The organism is uncultured Hyphomicrobium sp. (genome assembly GCF_902826555.1).
In the GTDB taxonomy this organism is placed as follows: Bacteria; Pseudomonadota; Alphaproteobacteria; order Rhizobiales; family Hyphomicrobiaceae; genus Hyphomicrobium_C.
The window spans coordinates 1-17,913 of sequence record NZ_CADEFI010000020.1 but is presented as its reverse complement, the minus strand read 5'-3'; the positions used below and the strand labels follow the sequence as shown (position 1 = coordinate 17,913).

20 protein-coding genes are annotated in these 17,913 nt (G+C 63.6%); 1 reads left to right on the top strand and 19 read right to left on the bottom strand.

The genetic code is table 11. The features are described 5' to 3' along the window. The 19 genes from hypE to hemN form a co-directional block, all read right to left on the bottom strand. Window positions 1–1,068 carry a hydrogenase expression/formation protein HypE gene (gene hypE / locus QZV93_RS10210; RefSeq protein ID WP_295558123.1) on the bottom strand — a complete coding sequence of 356 codons (1,068 nt, stop codon included), beginning with the start codon at window positions 1,066–1,068 and terminating at the stop codon, window positions 1–3. Continuing rightward, window positions 1,065–2,195 carry a hydrogenase formation protein HypD gene (gene hypD, locus QZV93_RS10205; RefSeq protein WP_295558121.1) on the bottom strand — a complete coding sequence of 377 codons (1,131 nt, stop codon included), beginning with the start codon at window positions 2,193–2,195 and terminating at the stop codon, window positions 1,065–1,067. The genes hypE and hypD overlap by 4 nt, the downstream gene beginning before the upstream one ends. Further along, the gene (locus QZV93_RS10200) at window positions 2,192–2,884 is read right to left on the bottom strand and encodes an SIS domain-containing protein (RefSeq protein WP_295558119.1); all 693 of its coding nucleotides are present in this window, start codon (window positions 2,882–2,884) and stop codon (window positions 2,192–2,194) included. Before QZV93_RS10200 ends, hypD begins: the two co-directional genes overlap by 4 nt. 10 nt (window positions 2,885–2,894) lie before the next feature. Beyond that, on the bottom strand, window positions 2,895–3,176 hold the full coding sequence (locus QZV93_RS10195; RefSeq protein WP_295558116.1) for a HypC/HybG/HupF family hydrogenase formation chaperone: 282 nt from the start codon (window positions 3,174–3,176) through the stop codon (window positions 2,895–2,897). Next, window positions 3,146–5,614 (bottom strand): carbamoyltransferase HypF, encoded by a 2,469-nt coding sequence (gene hypF, locus QZV93_RS10190; protein WP_295558114.1) that lies wholly within the window; start codon window positions 5,612–5,614, stop codon window positions 3,146–3,148. Before hypF ends, QZV93_RS10195 begins: the two co-directional genes overlap by 31 nt. Then, complete coding sequence (locus QZV93_RS10185) at window positions 5,611–6,681, bottom strand: NHL repeat-containing protein (RefSeq protein ID WP_295558112.1); 1,071 nt, start codon at window positions 6,679–6,681, stop codon at window positions 5,611–5,613. Before QZV93_RS10185 ends, hypF begins: the two co-directional genes overlap by 4 nt. A 125-nt stretch (window positions 6,682–6,806) precedes the next feature. Then, window positions 6,807–7,697: a NifU family protein gene (locus QZV93_RS10180; protein WP_295558110.1), complete on the bottom strand. Its 891-nt coding sequence runs from the start codon at window positions 7,695–7,697 to the stop codon at window positions 6,807–6,809. A 7-nt stretch (window positions 7,698–7,704) separates the two neighbouring features. Next, window positions 7,705–7,929, bottom strand: coding sequence for a hypothetical protein (locus tag QZV93_RS10175; RefSeq protein ID WP_295558108.1), 225 nt, complete (start codon window positions 7,927–7,929; stop codon window positions 7,705–7,707). Between the two features lie 13 nt (window positions 7,930–7,942). Continuing rightward, complete coding sequence (locus QZV93_RS10170) at window positions 7,943–8,152, bottom strand: hypothetical protein (protein ID WP_295558107.1); 210 nt, start codon at window positions 8,150–8,152, stop codon at window positions 7,943–7,945. Continuing rightward, window positions 8,149–9,180: a hypothetical protein gene (locus QZV93_RS10165; protein WP_295558106.1), complete on the bottom strand. Its 1,032-nt coding sequence runs from the start codon at window positions 9,178–9,180 to the stop codon at window positions 8,149–8,151. The genes QZV93_RS10170 and QZV93_RS10165 overlap by 4 nt, the downstream gene beginning before the upstream one ends. Before the next feature lie 108 nt (window positions 9,181–9,288). Continuing rightward, window positions 9,289–9,600: a hypothetical protein gene (locus tag QZV93_RS10160; protein WP_295558105.1), complete on the bottom strand. Its 312-nt coding sequence runs from the start codon at window positions 9,598–9,600 to the stop codon at window positions 9,289–9,291. After that, window positions 9,597–10,094 (bottom strand): hydrogenase maturation protease, encoded by a 498-nt coding sequence (locus QZV93_RS10155; RefSeq protein ID WP_295558104.1) that lies wholly within the window; start codon window positions 10,092–10,094, stop codon window positions 9,597–9,599. The genes QZV93_RS10160 and QZV93_RS10155 overlap by 4 nt, the downstream gene beginning before the upstream one ends. A gap of 30 nt (window positions 10,095–10,124) precedes the next feature. Further along, a complete protein-coding gene (locus tag QZV93_RS10150; protein ID WP_295558101.1) occupies window positions 10,125–10,454 on the bottom strand; it encodes a hypothetical protein in 330 nt (109 codons plus the stop codon). A gap of 26 nt (window positions 10,455–10,480) precedes the next feature. After that, on the bottom strand, window positions 10,481–10,798 hold the full coding sequence (locus tag QZV93_RS10145; RefSeq protein ID WP_295558099.1) for a hypothetical protein: 318 nt from the start codon (window positions 10,796–10,798) through the stop codon (window positions 10,481–10,483). A gap of 92 nt (window positions 10,799–10,890) precedes the next feature. Next, window positions 10,891–12,489, bottom strand: coding sequence for a nickel-dependent hydrogenase large subunit (locus QZV93_RS10140; RefSeq protein ID WP_295558097.1), 1,599 nt, complete (start codon window positions 12,487–12,489; stop codon window positions 10,891–10,893). A gap of 53 nt (window positions 12,490–12,542) precedes the next feature. Continuing rightward, window positions 12,543–13,505, bottom strand: coding sequence for a hydrogenase (locus tag QZV93_RS10135; RefSeq protein WP_295558095.1), 963 nt, complete (start codon window positions 13,503–13,505; stop codon window positions 12,543–12,545). Between the two features lie 223 nt (window positions 13,506–13,728). Continuing rightward, a complete protein-coding gene (locus tag QZV93_RS10130) occupies window positions 13,729–13,974 on the bottom strand; it encodes a hypothetical protein (protein WP_295558093.1) in 246 nt (81 codons plus the stop codon). Further along, window positions 13,964–15,424, bottom strand: a complete 1,461-nt coding sequence (locus QZV93_RS10125) for a sigma-54 dependent transcriptional regulator (RefSeq protein ID WP_295558091.1) — start codon at window positions 15,422–15,424, stop codon at window positions 13,964–13,966. Before QZV93_RS10125 ends, QZV93_RS10130 begins: the two co-directional genes overlap by 11 nt. A gap of 132 nt (window positions 15,425–15,556) precedes the next feature. Then, the gene (hemN, locus tag QZV93_RS10120) at window positions 15,557–16,909 is read right to left on the bottom strand and encodes an oxygen-independent coproporphyrinogen III oxidase (protein WP_295558090.1); all 1,353 of its coding nucleotides are present in this window, start codon (window positions 16,907–16,909) and stop codon (window positions 15,557–15,559) included. 132 nt (window positions 16,910–17,041) lie between these two features. Here hemN and QZV93_RS10115 point away from each other — a divergent pair. Then, a partial coding sequence (locus tag QZV93_RS10115) for a cbb3-type cytochrome c oxidase subunit I (protein ID WP_295558089.1) occupies window positions 17,042–17,913 on the top strand: 872 nt, incomplete at its 3' end.

Here is a 17,913-nt window from a genome sequence, read left to right as displayed (position 1 = left end):
TCAGCAGATCCTCGGCAGTTGCTCGCCGACGAGCATGTCGACGATGCGGTTGCCGCCGAAGACCGTACGCATGGTGACGCGGCCCGGCTCGCCCGAACGGATTTCGCCGATTGCGGCGGCGGCTGCGCCCAGTGGGTGAGTTCGCATGGCGGAGAGTGCGCCGTCGGCCTCTTCCGGCGGTACGATCACAACGATCTTGCCTTCGTTGGCGAGATAAAGCGGATCGAGTCCCAGGATCTCGCAGAAACCTCTGACCTCTTCTCTCAACGGCGTCGCGCGTTCGTCGATGTCGATGGCTGCTCCGGACGCTTGTGCGATCTCGTTCAGTACGGTGGCTACACCGCCGCGCGTGGCGTCGCGAATGGCCCGCGTCCCGGGTGCCGCGGCGATGAGCACATCGATCAGATCGTTGAGCGGGGCACAGTCGCTGACGATGGGGCTATCGAGCGCCATATCGCCGCGCGCGCCCAGAATGGCTGCGCCATGATCGCCCAGCACGCCGTTGACAAGCACGACGTCTCCGGGACGCGCCCTGTCGGCGCCCAGCACAATTCCGGTGCGGATGACGCCGATGCCGGTGGTCGTCAGAAAGACCTTGTCGCAGGCTCCCTTCTGCACGACCTTGGTGTCGCCGGTGACGATCTCGACGCCGGCGGCGCGCGCCGTCATTGCCATGGAGAGTGCGATGCGCCGCAGGAGGTCCACTTCGACGCCTTCCTCGACGATGGCCGCGCAGGAGAGATAAAGCGGCTGAGCCCCGCCGACCGCCAGGTCGTTGACCGTCCCGCAGACGGCCAGCTTGCCGATGTCACCACCCGGGAAGAACAGCGGGTCGACGACGAAGGAGTCTGTCGTGAATGCGAGACGGTCCCCGTACCGGGCGAGGTCCGACAGGTCGAACCGCGCCTGATCCTCGAGCGGGGCCAAAGCGGCGTTGTCGAAAGCGGATACGAAGACGTCGTCGATGAGGTCCTTCATGGCCTTGCCGCCGCCACCGTGGGCGAGCGTGACCTTGGGAACCGAGATGTGACCAAAGCTGCGTTTGCGCGGCATGGGCATGACGTTCATGACACGGCCTCGCGCTTTTTGACGCCGCCATACTGGTAGTAGGCGGCGCAAGCGCCTTCGGACGACACCATCAGAGCGCCGAGCGGCATTTCGGGCGTGCAGGCGCTGCCGAAGACCTTGCATTGCCATGGCTTGATCACGCCCTTCAGAACCTCTCCGCACTGGCAGGACTTGGGATCGGCGATCTTGATGTTGGGCATCGCGAAGCGCGTTTCGGCATCGAAGACGCTGTACGCGTCGCGGATGCGGACGCCCGAATGATCGATCGAACCCAGGCCGCGCCATTCGAAGAACTCACGCAGCTCGTAGACCTCGCTCAAGGCGGTCAGGGCCGGCGAATTGCCCGCGTCGGAGACGATGCGCGCGTACTGGTTCTCGATCTCGGCGCGTCCCTCCTTGATCTGCTTCAGGACCATCCAGATCGATTGCAGGACATCCAATGGCTCGAAGCCGGCGACAACCATCGGCCGCTTATAGTGTTGGGAGATGAACTCGTAGGGCGCCGTGCCGATGACCATCGATACATGCCCGGGCCCGAGAAAGCCGTCGAGCTGGAGATCTGGGCTGTCGAGGATGGCCTTGATCGTCGGGACGATGGTGATGTGGTTGCAGAAGACGGAAAAGTTCTCGACGCCGTCAGCCTTGGCCTGGAGAATGGTCAGCGCCGTTGAAGGGATGGTGGTCTCGAAGCCGATGGCGAAGAAGACCACCTCCCGGTCCGGGTTCTTCTTCGCAAGCGCGAGCGCGTCCATGGGCGAATACACCATGCGCACGTCGGCGCCGTCGGCCTTGGCCTGCAGAAGGCTTTTTTTCGATCCCGGCACGCGCATCGCGTCGCCGAAGGTGGTGAAGATCACCTCCGGGCGTTCGGCGATGGCGACGCAGTCGTCGACGCGCCCCATCGGCAGCACGCACACGGGGCAGCCGGGCCCGTGTACCAGCTCGATCTCTTTCGGAAGCATGCCTTCGAGGCCATAGCGGAAGATGGAATGGGTGTGGCCGCCGCAGACCTCCATGATCGAGATCGGGCGCTCCTTGGCGATGTCGATCTCCGCGACCAGCTTGTCGATTTCCTGAACAAGGATCTTGGCCTTCTCGGCGTCGCGAAATTCCTCGACGTATTTCATGCCGCCGCTCCTTTGCTGGCTGCCGAGCCGCGATCGTCGGCCAGCAGCGTGTGAACGAGATCCCAGAGGATGTGGTAGGCCGTCACGTGGCATTCCTGCGTGCGGTGGATCGAGTGCGTGGGGACGACCAGGCAATAGTCGACCACGCCTGACGTTTTCATGCGGCCGCCATCGCCGCCCGCGAGGCCGATGGTGACGAGGCCCATCTCCTTGGCCTTGGCGAATGCGGCGATGATATTGGTCGAGTTTCCGCTTGTGGAGATGCCGACGAGACCGTCGCCCGCGCGGCCTTGGGCAATGATCTGGCGCACGAAGACGTGGTCGAAGCCGATGTCGTTGCCGACGGCGGAGATCATGGCCAGATCGGCGACGAGGTTGGTCGCGGCGAGGGCCGGGCGTCCCGCCGTGATGGGGTGCACGAATTCGACGGCGACATGCGAGGCGTCGCAGCTCGATCCACCGTTGCCCATGGAAAAGAGCCGGCCGCCGTTGCGGTAGAGATTTGCCAGTGCTTTGGCGGCGCCAACGAGCACGGGCGCGCTCTCGGCAAAGAACGCCTGGTTCGTCTCCCGGCTCTCGCGCGCCTTCTCAGTAACAGAGTGGAGCAGGGCGGCGTCGAGCTTTCCTGGGTCCTGGACCTTGCCATGCAGGAAGGGGTAGAGACCCGAAAGTTCCGTTTCATTGGCCATGGCGTGTCTCCTAGCCGGTTGCGGAGAGCCGCATCGCTTCCATCTCGGCCTGAGCCTCGCCGAGTTCTGTCAGGACCTTCAAAGTCTCTGCGGCTTCCGCCTCGTCGATGCGGCTCATGGCGAAGCCGACGTGCACGAGCACCCAGTCCCCCACGCAGGCTTCGACCGGATGGTCGTCCGATACGACACAGGCGATGTTGACCTGGCGCTTGACGCCGGAGACGTCGACGGTGGCGAGCTTTTTTCGCGCGTCGTCGATGGCTACAATTCGGCCTGGGATTCCGAGGCACATGGGTTGCTTCCTCCGATGGGTCGTGTGCTTGTTCTGCTTGTTATGATTTGAGCGGCGGCGATTGCGGCCTGACCGAGTGCCAGTCCCCCATCGCCAGCGGGGACGGCCTTGTGTGTCAGGACGGAGAATCCCGCCGCTTCGAGTGACTGGACGGTCGTCTCCAGGAGGATCCTGTTCTGGAAGCAGCCGCCGGAGAGGGCCACAGTGTCGAAGCGAGCTCCCGTCTCGCTGTCGCGCTGGGCAAGCTTGACGGCCATGGCGCAGAGCACGCGCGCGAGACCGCGGTGGAAGCGGGCGGCGATGACGCCCGCCGGGGTTTTGAGGATCATGTCGCCGAGGATCGCGTTCCACACCGCGAGCGGCTCGACATAGGGCAGCCCAGCATTCTTGAGTTGCGGGATCGTGAACGGGTAGTCGAGCGCGCGATCCTCGTTGACGAGTGCGTCGTGGTCGACAATCGCCTCGAGCCGGGCCGCGGCCTCGCCTTCATAACCCTGGTGCTCGAAGGAAAGACCGAGAGCTGCCGCGACGGCGTCGAACAACCGCCCGCACGACGATGCCGGAGGTGCGTTGAAGCGGTCGCGGAGCATCGCATCGAGAATCTTTCGCGGCTTCGCGCTAAGAGCTTCGTGTATTGCGAGCTCCGAGAAATTCATGCTGAAGGCGCCCCAGCCCATCTCGGCCATGAGATGCGCATAGAGATTGCGCCACGGCTCACGCGAGGCCTGGTCGCCGCCCAACATGGCGGTGGGCTTGAACGTGCCAAGGCGGGTGAAGTGCGTGTAATCGGCCAGCAGGAACTCGCCACCCCAGATTTCGCCGTTCGATCCGTAGCCGAGACCATCAAGCGCGATGCCGAGAACGGGTTTGCCCTCAAGGGGCCAACCGTTCTCGGCAAGGCAGCTCCCGATGTGTGCGTGGTGGTGTTGAACCTCGAGAAGCGGCAGGTTTTCGGCGCTCGCCATTTTCCGGGCGAGAGCTGAGCTGCGATAGGCCGGATGCTGGTCGGCTACGATGACGCCGGGCTCCATCGCAAGCATATCTCTATAGAGCGCAATCGCGCGCGTGAGGTCGTCGAACGTCAGAGCGTCGTCAAGGTCGCCGATGTGCTGGGACAACACGGCGCTTTCTGCTTTCACCATGCAGAAGGCCGCCTTGAGATCACCGCCCACGGCCAGCATCTCGGGCGCGGCTTCGAAGCCGCTCGGCAGCCGGATGGGTGCGGGCGCGTATCCCCGTGCGCGCCGCAGGACGCGGATGGATCCGGCTGCGAACCGCACGACGGAATCGTCGACACGATTGAGAATGTCGCGCTCATGAACGAGTGCGAACGGGGCGATGGCGGCGAGCCTCACCCGCGCATCCTCGTCAGAGATGGCTTGCGGAGTATTGGAGAGATTGCCCGACGTCATGACGACGGGACGGTTCATGCGGCGCAGGAGGAGAGCGTGCAGCGGCGTCGTGGGCAGCATGAAGCCAAGGGTGCGCAAATCGGGTGCAATCGCGTCCGGAAGACACTTGTTACCTTTCGCCTGCAACAGAACGATAGGTCCCGCGGGACTCGCGAGAGCTGTTTCCTCGTCCGGACCAACGGCGGCGTAGCTGCGGATGATGTCGAGGTCGCGCGCCATGAGGGCGAACGGCTTGCTGTCGCGCTGCTTCAACCTGCGAAGGCGCTCGACGGCGTTTTGCTGCGTGGCATCGCAGGCCAGGTGATAGCCGCCGAGGCCCTTGATGGCGACGATCTCGCCTTTCTGAATGAGGCCGAGAGCGGCGTCGACGTCGTCCAGCATCGAGGTCTGCTCGAAGCTTACGGCCTTGCCATCGAAGCGCATGAGGCGGGCTTTGGGCCCGCAAGCGTGACATGCGATAGTCTCGGCATGGAAGCGGCGATCGGCCGGGTTGGTGTACTCGGATCCGCATTCTGGGCAGAGGTCGAAAGCGGCCATGCTGGTCGAGGCCCGGTCGTAGGGCATGCGGGCGATGATCGTGAGGCGCGGGCCGCAATTGGTGCAGGTCGTGAACGGGTAGCGATAGCGGCGCGAGAACGGATCGAAAATGTCGGCGGCGCATTCGGCGCAGAGCGCCGCGTCTGGCGCAATCTCCGTATCGGCCTTGCCGGTCCGGCTTTCGATGATCTCGAAGGTTGCGGGCAGGCTGCCGGCGTAGGACATCACGTCGATGCTTTCGACGGAGGCCAAGGGCGGGCGCTCGGATTGGAGGCGCGCGACAAACGACGAAAGGGCGTCTGCCGCTCCGGTGGCGCGGATCAGCACGCCTTCGGCATCGTTTAAAACCGTTCCGCGCAGCCCGAGCTCGCGGGCAAGGCGCCACACCATCGGGCGGAAACCCACGCCCTGCACCCGCCCGCGGACTCGGATCTGAACGGCGACGGAGCCGGAGGTCACGCTCCGCGCAAGAGGCGCCGTCGTGCTCATGGCGACGCCTCCCAAATCAACACCCGGTTATTGCCACTGTCGGCAACGACGACGGTCGTGCCGCAAACGGAAACGCCATAGGGCCAGCATAGGCTGTCGCGCCGCGGCATGCCCCAGCGGTTCTCGCCTTTGTCTTCGAAGCTCGCCTGTCCGGCCAAGCCCTGGGCCTCAGCCGTCATGCCGAGCGCCGCGAGGTCGTAGCCGACCAACCGGCAATTCGCGGTATCGGCTGCCAGCAGTTTGCTGCCGACGATGCCGACGCCGTACGGCATGTTGAGCGATGAGGCGGTCGGATAGTACGCCGCTTGGTTGTGGTCGACGCCCGCGGCATCGCGTTGGCCGATAACGAAGGCACATGGATCGCCGTTGCACAGGGGCGGCGCAGTCCACACCATGATGCGATTGTTGCCGGCATCGGCGACAAACAGCCGATCGTGATCGACGGTCACACCGTGCGGCCAGCGCATGCCGGCGGCGTCTGCTGGCCGGCCGCCGTTCTCGTCACGCGTTTCGAAATCACGCTGTCCAAGAACGGCGTCGGCTGGCGTGCCATTGGCGTCCGGGATGCGGTTCCATTTCAAGACACGGCGATTTCCGGTGTCGGCGACGTAAAGGGCGCCGTCGCAGATCGCCACGCCGTAACACCAATTGAGTGTTTCGGCGCTGGGCGTGTCGTGGCCGCGGTTCGGTGCGCCACTTTCGAAATCGGCTTGACCGAGTACGACATCGGCCGGCTGGTTGGATCGCGTGGGGTAGCCGTGCCAGATGAGAATGCGATGGTTCCAGGCGTCGGCGACTGCCAGCACGCCGTCGCTCGCTGCCACGCCGGTTGGGACGTTGAGCGTCGCTGCTCCGACGAGGCCGTGGGCATTCCGCCCCTCGGATGCGAAGTCGGGCTGGCCGATAACGAAGTCTGCCGGCGTTTCGTCCCGTGCGGGCCGCTCGTTCCAGATCAACAGGCGATGATGGCCGGTGTCGGCGACGAACAGCGGTCCGTGATCGCCGGCGAGGGTCGCGCCACGTGGTCCGAAAAGAGTGCGTGCAGCAGGTGCTATCGGATCCACCATACCCATCGGCGCGGATTGGCGACCAAGGATCACCTGCGCGCCGTCCGCATCGAGAAGCAAGGAGGGCGGAGCCGAGTGCTCGCCTCCTGGCCGCTTGCGAGCTGGGTTCAACGACACGCGCATGGCTATTTTTGCAACCTCACCTCGACGCGAGTTCCAACAACACGGACGGCGTGGGGCTGTAGCTGCACCGACGGAGCCGTCAGGCATTCACCGCTCGACAGATCGTAGCGGAAGCCGTGATAGGGACAGGTGATGACGCCGTTCTCGATCTCGCCGTCGTCGAGTGCGAGGCCGAGATGGGCGCATGCGTTCTGGAAGCATGTGACGATGGAGCCCCGCCGGGAGAGCAGAAGCTTCTCACCGTCGAGGATCATGGCCTTGATGCCCGCTTCGGGGATATCCGCAATCTTGGCCGCGTAGTGCCATTGCCCGCCGGATGCCAGCGCGAAGGGGCTGACGAAGCGTACGGTGTCTCCATTGGGCGCCGATGCTGTTGCGAGACCCTTGACCTGAAGGATGTCGGTTATTTCGGGACAGGCTTCCTCGACCGCCTTTTTCACTCCGGCGTGGAAGGTCAGCGCGGAGGCCGGGCATCCGTCGCACGATCCGGTGAAGCGGACCTCGATGGCGGGAGGGGTCACGGCGACCAGCTCGACGTCTCCGCCGTGAGAGGCAAGCATCGGCCGGATACCGTCGAGGGCGGCTTCGACGCGCTCGGTCAGGCTCGGCTTTATGATTCCGTGACGGCGCATCACGGCATAGACGACATCGTCGGCCACCGCGGACTTCATGGCCGCGAGCGCCGCGGGATCGTGCTTCAGCGCCGCGACGAGGCGGCGCAAGGCCTCGCCGTTCAGGGCCTCGATGGCGAGGCCATAGGCTCGTGCCGCGCCGCGTGCCGTCTCGTCCCAGCCGTCGAAGATCATTTCGAGGCGCTCGACGTCGCCGACCAGATGGGCGACATCGTTGCGCTCACTCTCTACGGTCGTGGGTATGGCTGCGAGCGCGGACACCTGGCCCTCACCGATAGCGGAGATTGCGGAAGAGGTAGGGTTGCAGGGCGCCGGCAATCGCGCCCGCGACGACGGAGGATGGGACCGCCGCGATGCCGGCCTTGCGCGCGGCTATGAAGATGAGCGCGCCGGTCAGAATGCCGAGGGCAAGCTGGGTATAGGCCTTTTGCGGCTCGGCAAAGAGCCTGCCTCTGAAGAACAATCCGATCGAGTTCTTGATCATTTCAAACATGTCAGTTTTCCCGTCAGGTCATGTAGGAGAAGATGATGAGACCGATGGCTACGCCTGCGGATCCGGAGACCACGCCGTAAAAGGATCCCATGAAGGCGGCCAGCTCCATGCCGAGAGCTTTTCCGCCCGTGACGACGCCGCCCAGCATTCCGCCGATGACCGACGCCAGAATGCCGGCGACCATCGCGAGGGCTGCTGAATCGAAAAGTGGAACTTCCATCATTGCGCTTGATCTCCTTCGTGGTGATGTCCGTTGATCGGGCCTGAGCCTCCGTTGGGGCGAACGAGCGAGAGGGCTTCGCGCTCGATCTGATCGATGGCTTCGGCAACGATGCGTGCCTTCTCCGCGTCGCCCGTGCCGTTGAAGATCTCACGCGCTTCGACGTAGAGGCGTGCGGCCGTAGCCAGGTTGCGCCGGTTTCCTGCGGCCGGATCGCCGAGATCGTCTGGCAGGTTCCAGAGGCAGTTCGCCTTGTTGGCGATGGTGTTGGCATATTCGACCGGCATGGTCTCGCGTGTGCGGACCTTCAGCGCCTCGTCGTAGGCTTCGAGCGCACGCACATTGTTTTCGACGGTGTGGCTCGAAGACGCGTACTGAAGCGCGTTGCCGAGGTTGTTCTGCAACATGGCGTACTCGGCGGGATGGTCGATCAGGCTCACCACCTTGAGGCCGTCCTCGAACGCCTGCACGGCAAGGGCTTCGCGCATCTTGGCGCGTTCGTCCGTGAATGGGATGGACAGGAAAGCGGTCGCGAGGTTGTTCTGCAAAATCGCGTACTCCTTCGGGAACCGACTGCGGTCGAAGGTGCGGAGTGCGCGCTGATAGGCGGAGATGGCATCCGTGATGCGCGCCTTTCCCGCTCCGGCGAGGCTCTGCAGCACGAGGCCGAGATTCATCTCGGCTTCGGCCAGCTCCTCGGGGGTGCCGTGCGCGCGAATGACTGGGATGGCTTCGAGCAGAGACTCGCGAGCCTTCTCGAGCGAGCCCGATCCGGTCTCCGGCTGCGCCTGCAGGGCGGTGGCCTTGCGTGCACGAATGCGGGCGGCGAGGAGATCCTGCGCGGGCGGGCAAAGCGCGAGCGCGCGATCGTAAAGCTCGACCGCGACCAGCAGCTCTTCCGATGACTTGGGTTTCAGCTGAAGGCCGACGGCGATTTCCATCAGCATCTCGGCGCGCTCTTCGGGGCTCGCCGTTTCCGCATCGGCGGCGGCGAGTGCGGCGCGAACCTGCTCTTGCACTCCGACTGCCACGCTACACCCTCCCCATGTCCGCCTCTTCGTGCGGTAAGTTCATTTGCAATACAGTAAGCGCATTATTAGGTAGCTGTCTATTGCAATTGCATATTGCAAACTTAGTTGTCAGCCAAATGCGCCGCGGGCGATCAGCGCCGCGCGCTCGTCACTCCAGGTTGCGGAAAGCGTGAGATGGACCTCGTCGTCCACGCCGTTGTCGCGGAAGAAGTCGGCGGCGGTGACGGAGCGATCTCCGGCTCCGCTTCTCAGCTTGATGACGTAGCCGCCGGCGGCCTGGTGGCGGACGGGAAGCACCACGAGGTCGTTGCCGTCGCGGAGCAGGACGACATTGTCCAGTGTGGCGAAGAAGCGCTCGTAGACCTGGCGGGTGAGGTGGAGTGCGCCGCGCCGAACGATCAGAATGCAGCCGTCCGTCATGGCGGTTGCTCCGCCGTTCGGCTGAGGCTCGCCGCAGCCGCGATGCGCGCCTCGATCCGTTGCGCGACCTTGATGGCGGATTCGCCGACACTTGCAGAAAGACCGCAGCCGAACTCCAGAGAGTGCGCCTCGATGAGATAGGCGGTTACGTCGGTCGGAAACGCATCGCGAAAGATCTGGCGGCCGGCATGGAGCGCATGGTCCCAGCGGAACTCGTGAAGGTTGAGCGACGGCGTGAACTTGTTCTCCACCTCGCGGCCCGGCACCTCGAAGATGGCGCCTGCCTCGGCTCCGGTCCAGCAGCTATCGACGACGATCAAGGTCGTGCAACCGCGAGCCGCGAACATGACGGCCATGCCATCGGTGCCGGCGTCGAGGAGACGCACGTCTGGACGCTCGCGAGCGGTATTGCGCGCGTGGAGGAGCTTGATGACCTCTATCCCGGCGGCGTCGTCGGTTCTGTTGGCGTTACCGCAGCCGATGACAGCAATCATGGCATTCGTGACCGTGACGGTCCGCTCCCGCTAAATGCGCCATAGCCTGCACGACCATTCGGGCTCCACGGAGCACGCGAGTTCCGGGAGCTCGCAATACTTGCGGTGCACGAGATAGTACATGCAGGTTTCGCACGGTTGCTCGATGCCGCCGTGCTCGATGGGGTGGTCGGTGAAGCCGGCGATCACGAGTTTGGCCTTGAGATCCCCGTCCACCGTCCTCAGGCGCGCGACGATCTCCTGCACGGCTTCGTGCGTGTCGGCGCGAGGAAATACTTCCGTCTCGAGGCCGGAAGCGAGCAAGGCAGAAATTTCGTCCCGTTCCCTGGTATCGCTGACCAGTTGCGTGTCTTCGACCATGAGGCACCTCAGCAACTCGCGTCCGCTCAAATCCTCCAAAGTCTGCACCACCAGTGCGGCTCGACCGGCACGGAAAGCTCCGGCAGATCGCACCACTTGCGATGCACGAGGTAGTACATGCACTCGAGGCAGCGTTGCTGCTCGGGGCCATACGGATGATCGACAAAGCCGCTTATGACGAGCTTCGAGCGCAGATCGTCCGAAGGAAGCTGGCGCAGCTCAGTAAGGATCGCGCCGAACTCCTTCTCGGTTTCGGGGAAGGGCTCCGTTTGTGTCTCAAGCCCTTCCGCCATCATGTCGGCGATCCGCTGAAGGAGCGACTCGTCCTTCCCTTTGGCGCTCATGTCCCTGCTTTCTTTCCGGCGCGAACCGATGTCTCGCGCACCCCGATCCGATTCGCTCGCAACCGGGTGGCGCAGCGAAGGGTAGCCTGCCATCAGGCGGTCCGGAAATGCGCAAGCTCTTTGCCGGTCTTAGCGTCGTAAGCATGGACTGTGCAAACCAGACAAGAGTCGTAGGAGCGGCAAACGTGGCCGACCTCAACCGGGTCATGCGGATCGACAATCGGTGTACCGATGAGTGCCTCTTCGATGGGGCCGCGCGCTCCATCCGTGGTGCGCGGGCCGACATTCCAAGTGGTCGGAGCAATGATCTGGTAGTTCTTGATTTTGCCGCCCTGCACCTCGATCCAGTGACACAGCGCCCCTCGTGCCGCCTCAGTGGCGCCCCAGCCGCGACCGTCCTTCTCGGTCGGCTTGATGTACCATTGATCCTTGAGCTTGAACTCGCGCAGGATGCGCTCGGCCTCGCGGTAGAGTTTCACGGCCTCGTGCATGCGGGCGAAGTGGCGGAGCAGGATGCTGGCGCCGCCCATGTTTCGATACATGTCCAGCACGAGCGGATCGTAGTGCTGCCAGCTCTCGCCGTGCGTGCCGCCGGCGACCAACTGGCGCGATAGGGGCCCGGCCTCCAGGCGCCCATCCTGGGCATGGAGCACGGCGGAGGACCACGAGTACTTCCCGTTGTGGTCGATGGCGTTCTTCTGCACCGGCTTGGTCGTGCGGTCGAAGGGATGCAGTGCCTGGGGCTCGTCGTACCACGCGTGACGCAGGTCCTCGCGGGTGAAGGATTGCTCCATCAGCTTGTGCGTGCTGGATGCGCCGTCGAACACGCCGCTTTTCATGATTACGGAGGCGTTGCGGTTCTCGATCGTCGGCTTGTTGTAACGATCCTCGTGCGGGAGGTAGCCCCAGGAGATGTATTTCTTGTGGCCGCGGCCGTACTTGTCGAGGCCGATGTCCTTCGACATGCGCCAGAACAGGCCGAGATCAGAGTTCGCGTGCTCCGGCCGCTCATCGAGCCAAGTCATGAAATCATGGTAGGAGCGGATCTGCTCGTAGCGCTCTAGTGAGCAGCCGAGCCATACCGGTTCCAGCCAGTTGCGGCGGAAGTGCTCAAGAATGGACCACGCGCGCGTCACGTCGGTCAGAGTCGGCGCGCACATGACGCCGCCCGGCACCATGTAGCTCGAATGCGGCCACTGACCTCCGAGGAGGGCGTAGATTTCGACGGGACGGCCGGAGATCGTCACGCCGATCTCGTAGTTTCTTCCGGTGAAGGGCGCCCAACGCTTTACGGCTTCTTCGTAGTAGGGCGACTTCGAGTAATTCTTGTTCGTGAAATCGATCATGAACAGGCCGTAGTGGTGCCGCGGCTGGCTCTGGATCGTCTCGACGATCTGTCCCAGGTTGCGAGCCAGGATGGCGTTGCGCGGGACCTCGCTTTTCCAGGCCGTATCGAGCGCCCAAGCCGCGCACGAGAGATGCGAGGCGCCGCAGATGCCGCAGGCGCGCGGCGTGACGACGAGGCCGGCTTGCGGATCCTTGTCGCGCAGGATGATCTCGAAACCGCGGAACAGCTCCGCGTTGGTCCAGGCGTTGACGACAACTCCGTCCTGGATTTCGACGCGGACATCGAGGTCGCCCTCGACGCGTCCGACCGGAGAAATATCAAGTGTTTGCACTGCTGCTGGCATTGGAGGTCTCTCTCCCTAAGAGAACGTATGGCTTGTTGTGCGTGTGGCGTCGCTCAGACGACGAAGATGTCTTCTTCGGCCCACTTGGGCGAAGCGGCCTTGGCGGCGGCCGTGAGCTTGACGTAGCCGGTCTTGTCGACGCCGCTCGGCATGTCCTTCGGTACGCCCATGACGGTTTGCGTCTTGAAGACGGTGCCGGGCGCGAGGTCGTAGAAGGGGAACTCCGGTTCCGTGCAGCCCATGCAGGGCATTCCGGCGCGCGTTTTCGATGACTGCCGGTTCCAGAGAATGCGGTTGCACGGCGAGTGCGTCATGGGCCCGCGGCAGCCGAGATCGTAGAAGAGGCAGCCTTTGCGCTGGCCGTATTCGGTCGCCGAGACCTTGTAGGCGAAATGCATGTTCCGGGTGCAGCCGGTCTGCGTGAAGCTCGAGAAGAACGTCTTCGGCCGGCCGAATTCGTCGAGCGAGAGGTCGCCGCCGCGTCCGGTGGCAACGGCGACGACGATCTGGGTGATCCAGTCGGGATGTGCGGGGCAGCCCGGAATGTTGATCACGGGAAGTCCGGCCTTGGATTTGTAGTCCTTGCCGAGGAAGCCGCCGTGGCCGCGCTTCAGAAACTGAAGCCCGACGCTTTCGGATGGATTGGGTGCGGTCGCGGGGATGCCGCCCCAGGTGGCGCAGTCGCCGACCGCCACGGTGAAACCGGCCATGGCCGCCAGCTCGCGTACCCAATCCTTCATGGGGCGGCCGGCAAAGCGGTTCCATTCGCCGGTGCCGTTCGGGGCATTCACGACAGAGCCTTCAAAAACGAAGATGTCGAGCGGGATCTCGCCGCTGATCAGTCCGCGCAGCATGCGCTGAAGGTTTTCGCCCAACTCCATTCCGAGAGACGGGTGCCATAGCACGTTGATGCCGAAGTCCGTGACGAGATCGCACGCGCTCGGCTCCTCGGCGTTGAGAAACGACATCGTATTTCCGGAGCACGCCCCGCCTTGGAGCCACAAAAGATTGGCCATTGCCTTTTCCCTCCCATGAAGCCGTGTTTCGCTTGCGTTTTCAGATAACGAAAGCAAGTCGCGGGCCAATTCGCAGGAGGAATAAAAAAGTGCCTTATATCAATATTTTGTGTGACTTGAATTTCTTGAGTAAAAACGTCCTGTTTTTCGAAATATCTGCAAAGTTGCTTTGCTATGGGTAAGTGAGTTTGCAAATGCTGCGCGTGCACAATCGGGTGTTTTCTCAGCCGTGCCTGTTGCCGCATACCGGGCACGCGACCTCAAGCAAATAGCCGTACCAGATCATCTGACAGCGACTGCACCAATGGCCGGTCGTCTGCTCGCGCGGCATTCCGAAGAGCTTGGCGAACTCGCCGAACCTCTCGGGCGTCTGCGCGGACGCGGTCTGCGGCGGCGGCAGGCGCGAGAAAGGAAAGGCAACGATGGAAGCGCCCGGTGCGGCCTCATCGTGATCGTCGTCAGCGATCATGTGGTCCCTCCTGATTGAGACCGTAGCGGCGAATCTTGTTGGCGAGCCCTACCCGCGAAAGGCCCAACTCGTCGGCCGCCTTGCTCTGGTTCCAGCGGTGCCGGTGCAAAGTTTTCTCCACCAAGTGCCGCTCTAGACTTTCAACCTGGTCTTTGAGCGTTTCACCGGATGGAGAGAAGGCGCTGCGCCGCTCCACTGCCTGGCGTTGCGTTGCGGCTTGAACGGCCGGAGAGAGATGCCGCGTGGTCAGATACTCTCCGTCGCCCGTCAGCACGACAAGGCGGCGGATCTCGTTCTCCAGCTCACGAATATTACCCGGAAAGTCGTAGTGAGAAAGCTTTTCGATGAGGTTTGCCGAGAGGCCGAGGATCTTTCGTCCTGTCGCCTCGCTGTGCTTGGCGGCAAAGAACTCGGCAAGGGCGGCGATGTCCTCGGTGCGGTCGCGGAGCGGCGGGACCTCGAATTCGAAGCCCTTGAGCCGATAATAGAGGTCGCGCCGGAACTCGCCGCGGTTCACCAGCTGGGCGAGTGAGCGGTTCGAAGCGGCGATGATGCGTACGTTCGATTGTGTCGTCTGGTCGGATCCAAGCGGCTTGACCTCGCCTTCCTGAAGAAAGCGGAGCAGGCTGACCTGGAAGGAGGCCGAGACGTCGGAGATCTCATCCAGGAACACGGTTCCGCCGTCGGCAGCCCGGAACAGGCCCAGACGGTCGGAGACAGCGCCGGTGAACGCGCCGCGCCGGTGTCCGAAAAGCTCCGATTGCAGCAGCTCGTCGTTCATGCCGCCGCAGTTCTGCACGAGAAGCGGGCTCGTCTTGCGCGATGAGTTATAGTGGATGGCCCTGGCGAGCAGCTCCTTGCCTGTTCCGGTCTCTCCCTGAATGAGGATCGGGAGGTCGGTCTTCGCCGCCGTCTTGGCCAGGTCGCAGAGCGACGACATCATTTCGCTGACGTAAACGAGTTTTTCGAAGCGCTGGCTCTGGGGCTGAAAGCTCAGAACGGGTGGAACGGCAAACGTCGTGCCGTCATCCGACATCTTGAACTCGCGCGAAATGAGGCGGTGCCGCCGTGCGAGCTCGCGCGCTTCGAGGCTGCGCATGACTACGAGGGCCGCTTGCTCGATGTCGAGGGGCTTGCGGAGGTACTGATAGACAGACGCTTCGCGGAGTGCCCGGGAGGAGAGCTTCGAGCTCTTGGCGAGAACAAGGACGCGCATGACATCCGGATGGGACAGGCGCAGTCCGGCCAGGAGCGTGCAGCCGTCGACGTCCTTGTTTCCGTCCTCGGCGATGACGAGGTCGATGTGGACGTCGTGGGCCAGTTGCAGCGCGTCGGGCTCATTTGCGGCCGTGAGTACGCGATATCCCTGCCGTTCCGACAGGAGGCCGACAAGCGCCGACCAGTCGGAATCGAGACGAGCGACGATCAGAACGGTGTTGACGCGTTCCATGAAACCTAGTTTCCGATTTGCTAAAATGCTTAGCAATGCCGGACCGGTTTTGGAAGGAATCTTTCGCCGACCCGCCCGCCGGACGGCCTTTCTCCTCCGCCTAAGGTCATTTAGCGGGCTCGCCATGATCGGTCAGACGCCTGCGGCGTGACGCGCCGCCGACTGGCCGAGGTAGGAATCGAAGCAGGCGCAGATGCTGCGTACGAACGGACGCCCCCCCTCGGAGACGCGGAAGCCGTCGGGCGTCGGCTCGATGAGGCCATCCTGGTCGGATTCGATCAAGAGTTGCGCGTCATCGATCAGGGACTGGGCTTCGGCTGCGCCGAAGCGGGCGCGCAAATCCGTCTCCGAGAACGTGAGGTCGCACATCAAGCGTTCGATCACATAGCCGCGGATGCGATCCTCGCTCGAAAATGCGAATCCGCGTGCCGTGGCTAGCCGCCGGCTTGCGATCCTGGACGTATAGTCGGGCACGCGCGGCGCGTTCTGCGTAAAGCCTTGCGGCAGTCGGCTGATGGCGGAGGCGCCGAACCCGATCAGCGCGTCGGCGGTGTCGGTGGTATAGCCCTGAAAGTTACGGCCCAAGGGGCCGGCGGCCAAAGGATCGCTGGGCTTTGCGAAGTGATCGAGGCCGACGCGCACATATCCGTGTGCCAAGAGCTTGCGGGAGATCCTGTTGGCCTGACCGAGGCGGTCTCCCGGGCCCGCGAGGGCGCTGGTGTCGATGAGGCGTTGGTGGCGGATGCGCTCGGGTAGGTGCGCGTAGCCGAAGACGGCCACTCGATCGGGATCGAGCTTGAGCACCTGATCGAGCGTTCGCGCGACGCTGGCCTGGGTCTGGCCGGGCAATCCGTACACGAGATCGATGTTGAGGGACGGAATGCCGACCTCGCACAGCATCGCGACGACTCGAGCTGTGAGCTCGTAGGATTGGTGGCGGTTTATTGCGGCCTGAACCTTTGGATCGAAGTCCTGCACGCCGATGGAGACGCGGTTGACGCCGGCCTGGCGAAAGGCGGCGACGCGGTCGCGGTCCATGAAGCGCGGATCGATCTCGACGGCGAACTCCGCCGCGTCGTCGACATTGAACAGCTCGCGCGTGCGGTCAGCAAGGGCGACGATGTCCGCTGCGACGAGGGTGTTAGGCGAGCCGCCGCCCCAATGCAGGTGGCTGACGCGGTGGTCCGCGGGCACGAGCGCTGCCGCATGCGTCATTTCGGTTTCGAGCGTCTGAAGGTAGGCCGCGACCGGCTGAGGGCTGTTTGCGACCGTGGTGGTGCATCCGCAGTACCAGCACAGGGCCCGGCAAAAGGGGATGTGGACGTAGAGCGAGAGGTTGGAGCCCTTTGGCAGCTCGCTCATCCACGCGGCCGCCTCGCGCGGGCCAATACCATCGTGGAAGTGCGGAGCCGTCGGATAGCTCGTGTAGCGCGGCACCGGGGCCGCATAGCGCTCGGCCAGGGACCTCAAGGGGGCGATGCGCATGGGCGGGCTCCATCAGGGATGCGCATCCACGCTTAGCAACGCCTGTTTCGTCGCAGGTTGATCGCAATCAAGGCTGGGCGCGACGGCTGCCCGCAGTGTCCAGCCGAGTTTTTCCGCATGGGCGAGGGGCTGATGAAAGCAACCAGCGAAGAGGTGATCGCGCTATCGGGGGCCGGCGCGTTAGTTGCGGCGGCGCTCTTCGGATCGATTGGCGGGCTGCTCGCGATCGCCGGTCTCGACGAGGTGATCCGTTTCCACGGGATGCTGCTTCTTGCCGCGGCCGCGGTAGCCGGGTTCTACGTGCTGTCCAATCCGCGGACGGGTGGAGCTACCGAGCAGGCGGGCTACATGGATGGCCCGATCAAGTTCGCGACGCTTGCGGCGGTGTTCTGGGGCATCGCCGGATTTTTGGTCGGCGATGTCATCGCCTGGCAGCTGGCTTTCCCGGCTCTCAACTTCGATCTGCCGTGGACCAACTTTGGGCGGCTCAGGCCGCTGCATACCTCCGCCGTCATCTTCGCTTTCGGCGGCAACGTGCTGATCGCGACTTCGCTCTATGTCGTGCAGCGGACCAGCCGTGCGCGTCTCGCGGGCTACTGGACGTCGTGGTTCGTCGTCTACGGGTATCAGATCTTCATCGTCCTCGCCGCGACCGGCTATCTGCTCGGATCCACGCAGAGCAAGGAATACGCGGAGCCGGAATGGTACATCGACATCTGGCTCACGATCGTGTGGGTCGCCTATCTGCTGGTGTTCCTCGGCACGCTGTGGAAGCGCAAAGAACCGCATATCTACGTGGCGAACTGGTTCTATCTCGCCTTCATCGTCACCATCGCCCTGCTGCACGTCGTCAACAATCTCGCGGTGCCGGTATCGTTCCTCGGCTCCAAGAGCTACTCGCTGTTCGCCGGCGTGCAGGACGCCATGACGCAATGGTGGTACGGCCACAACGCGGTCGGCTTCTTCCTTACGGCCGGCTTCCTCGGCATCATGTACTACTTCAT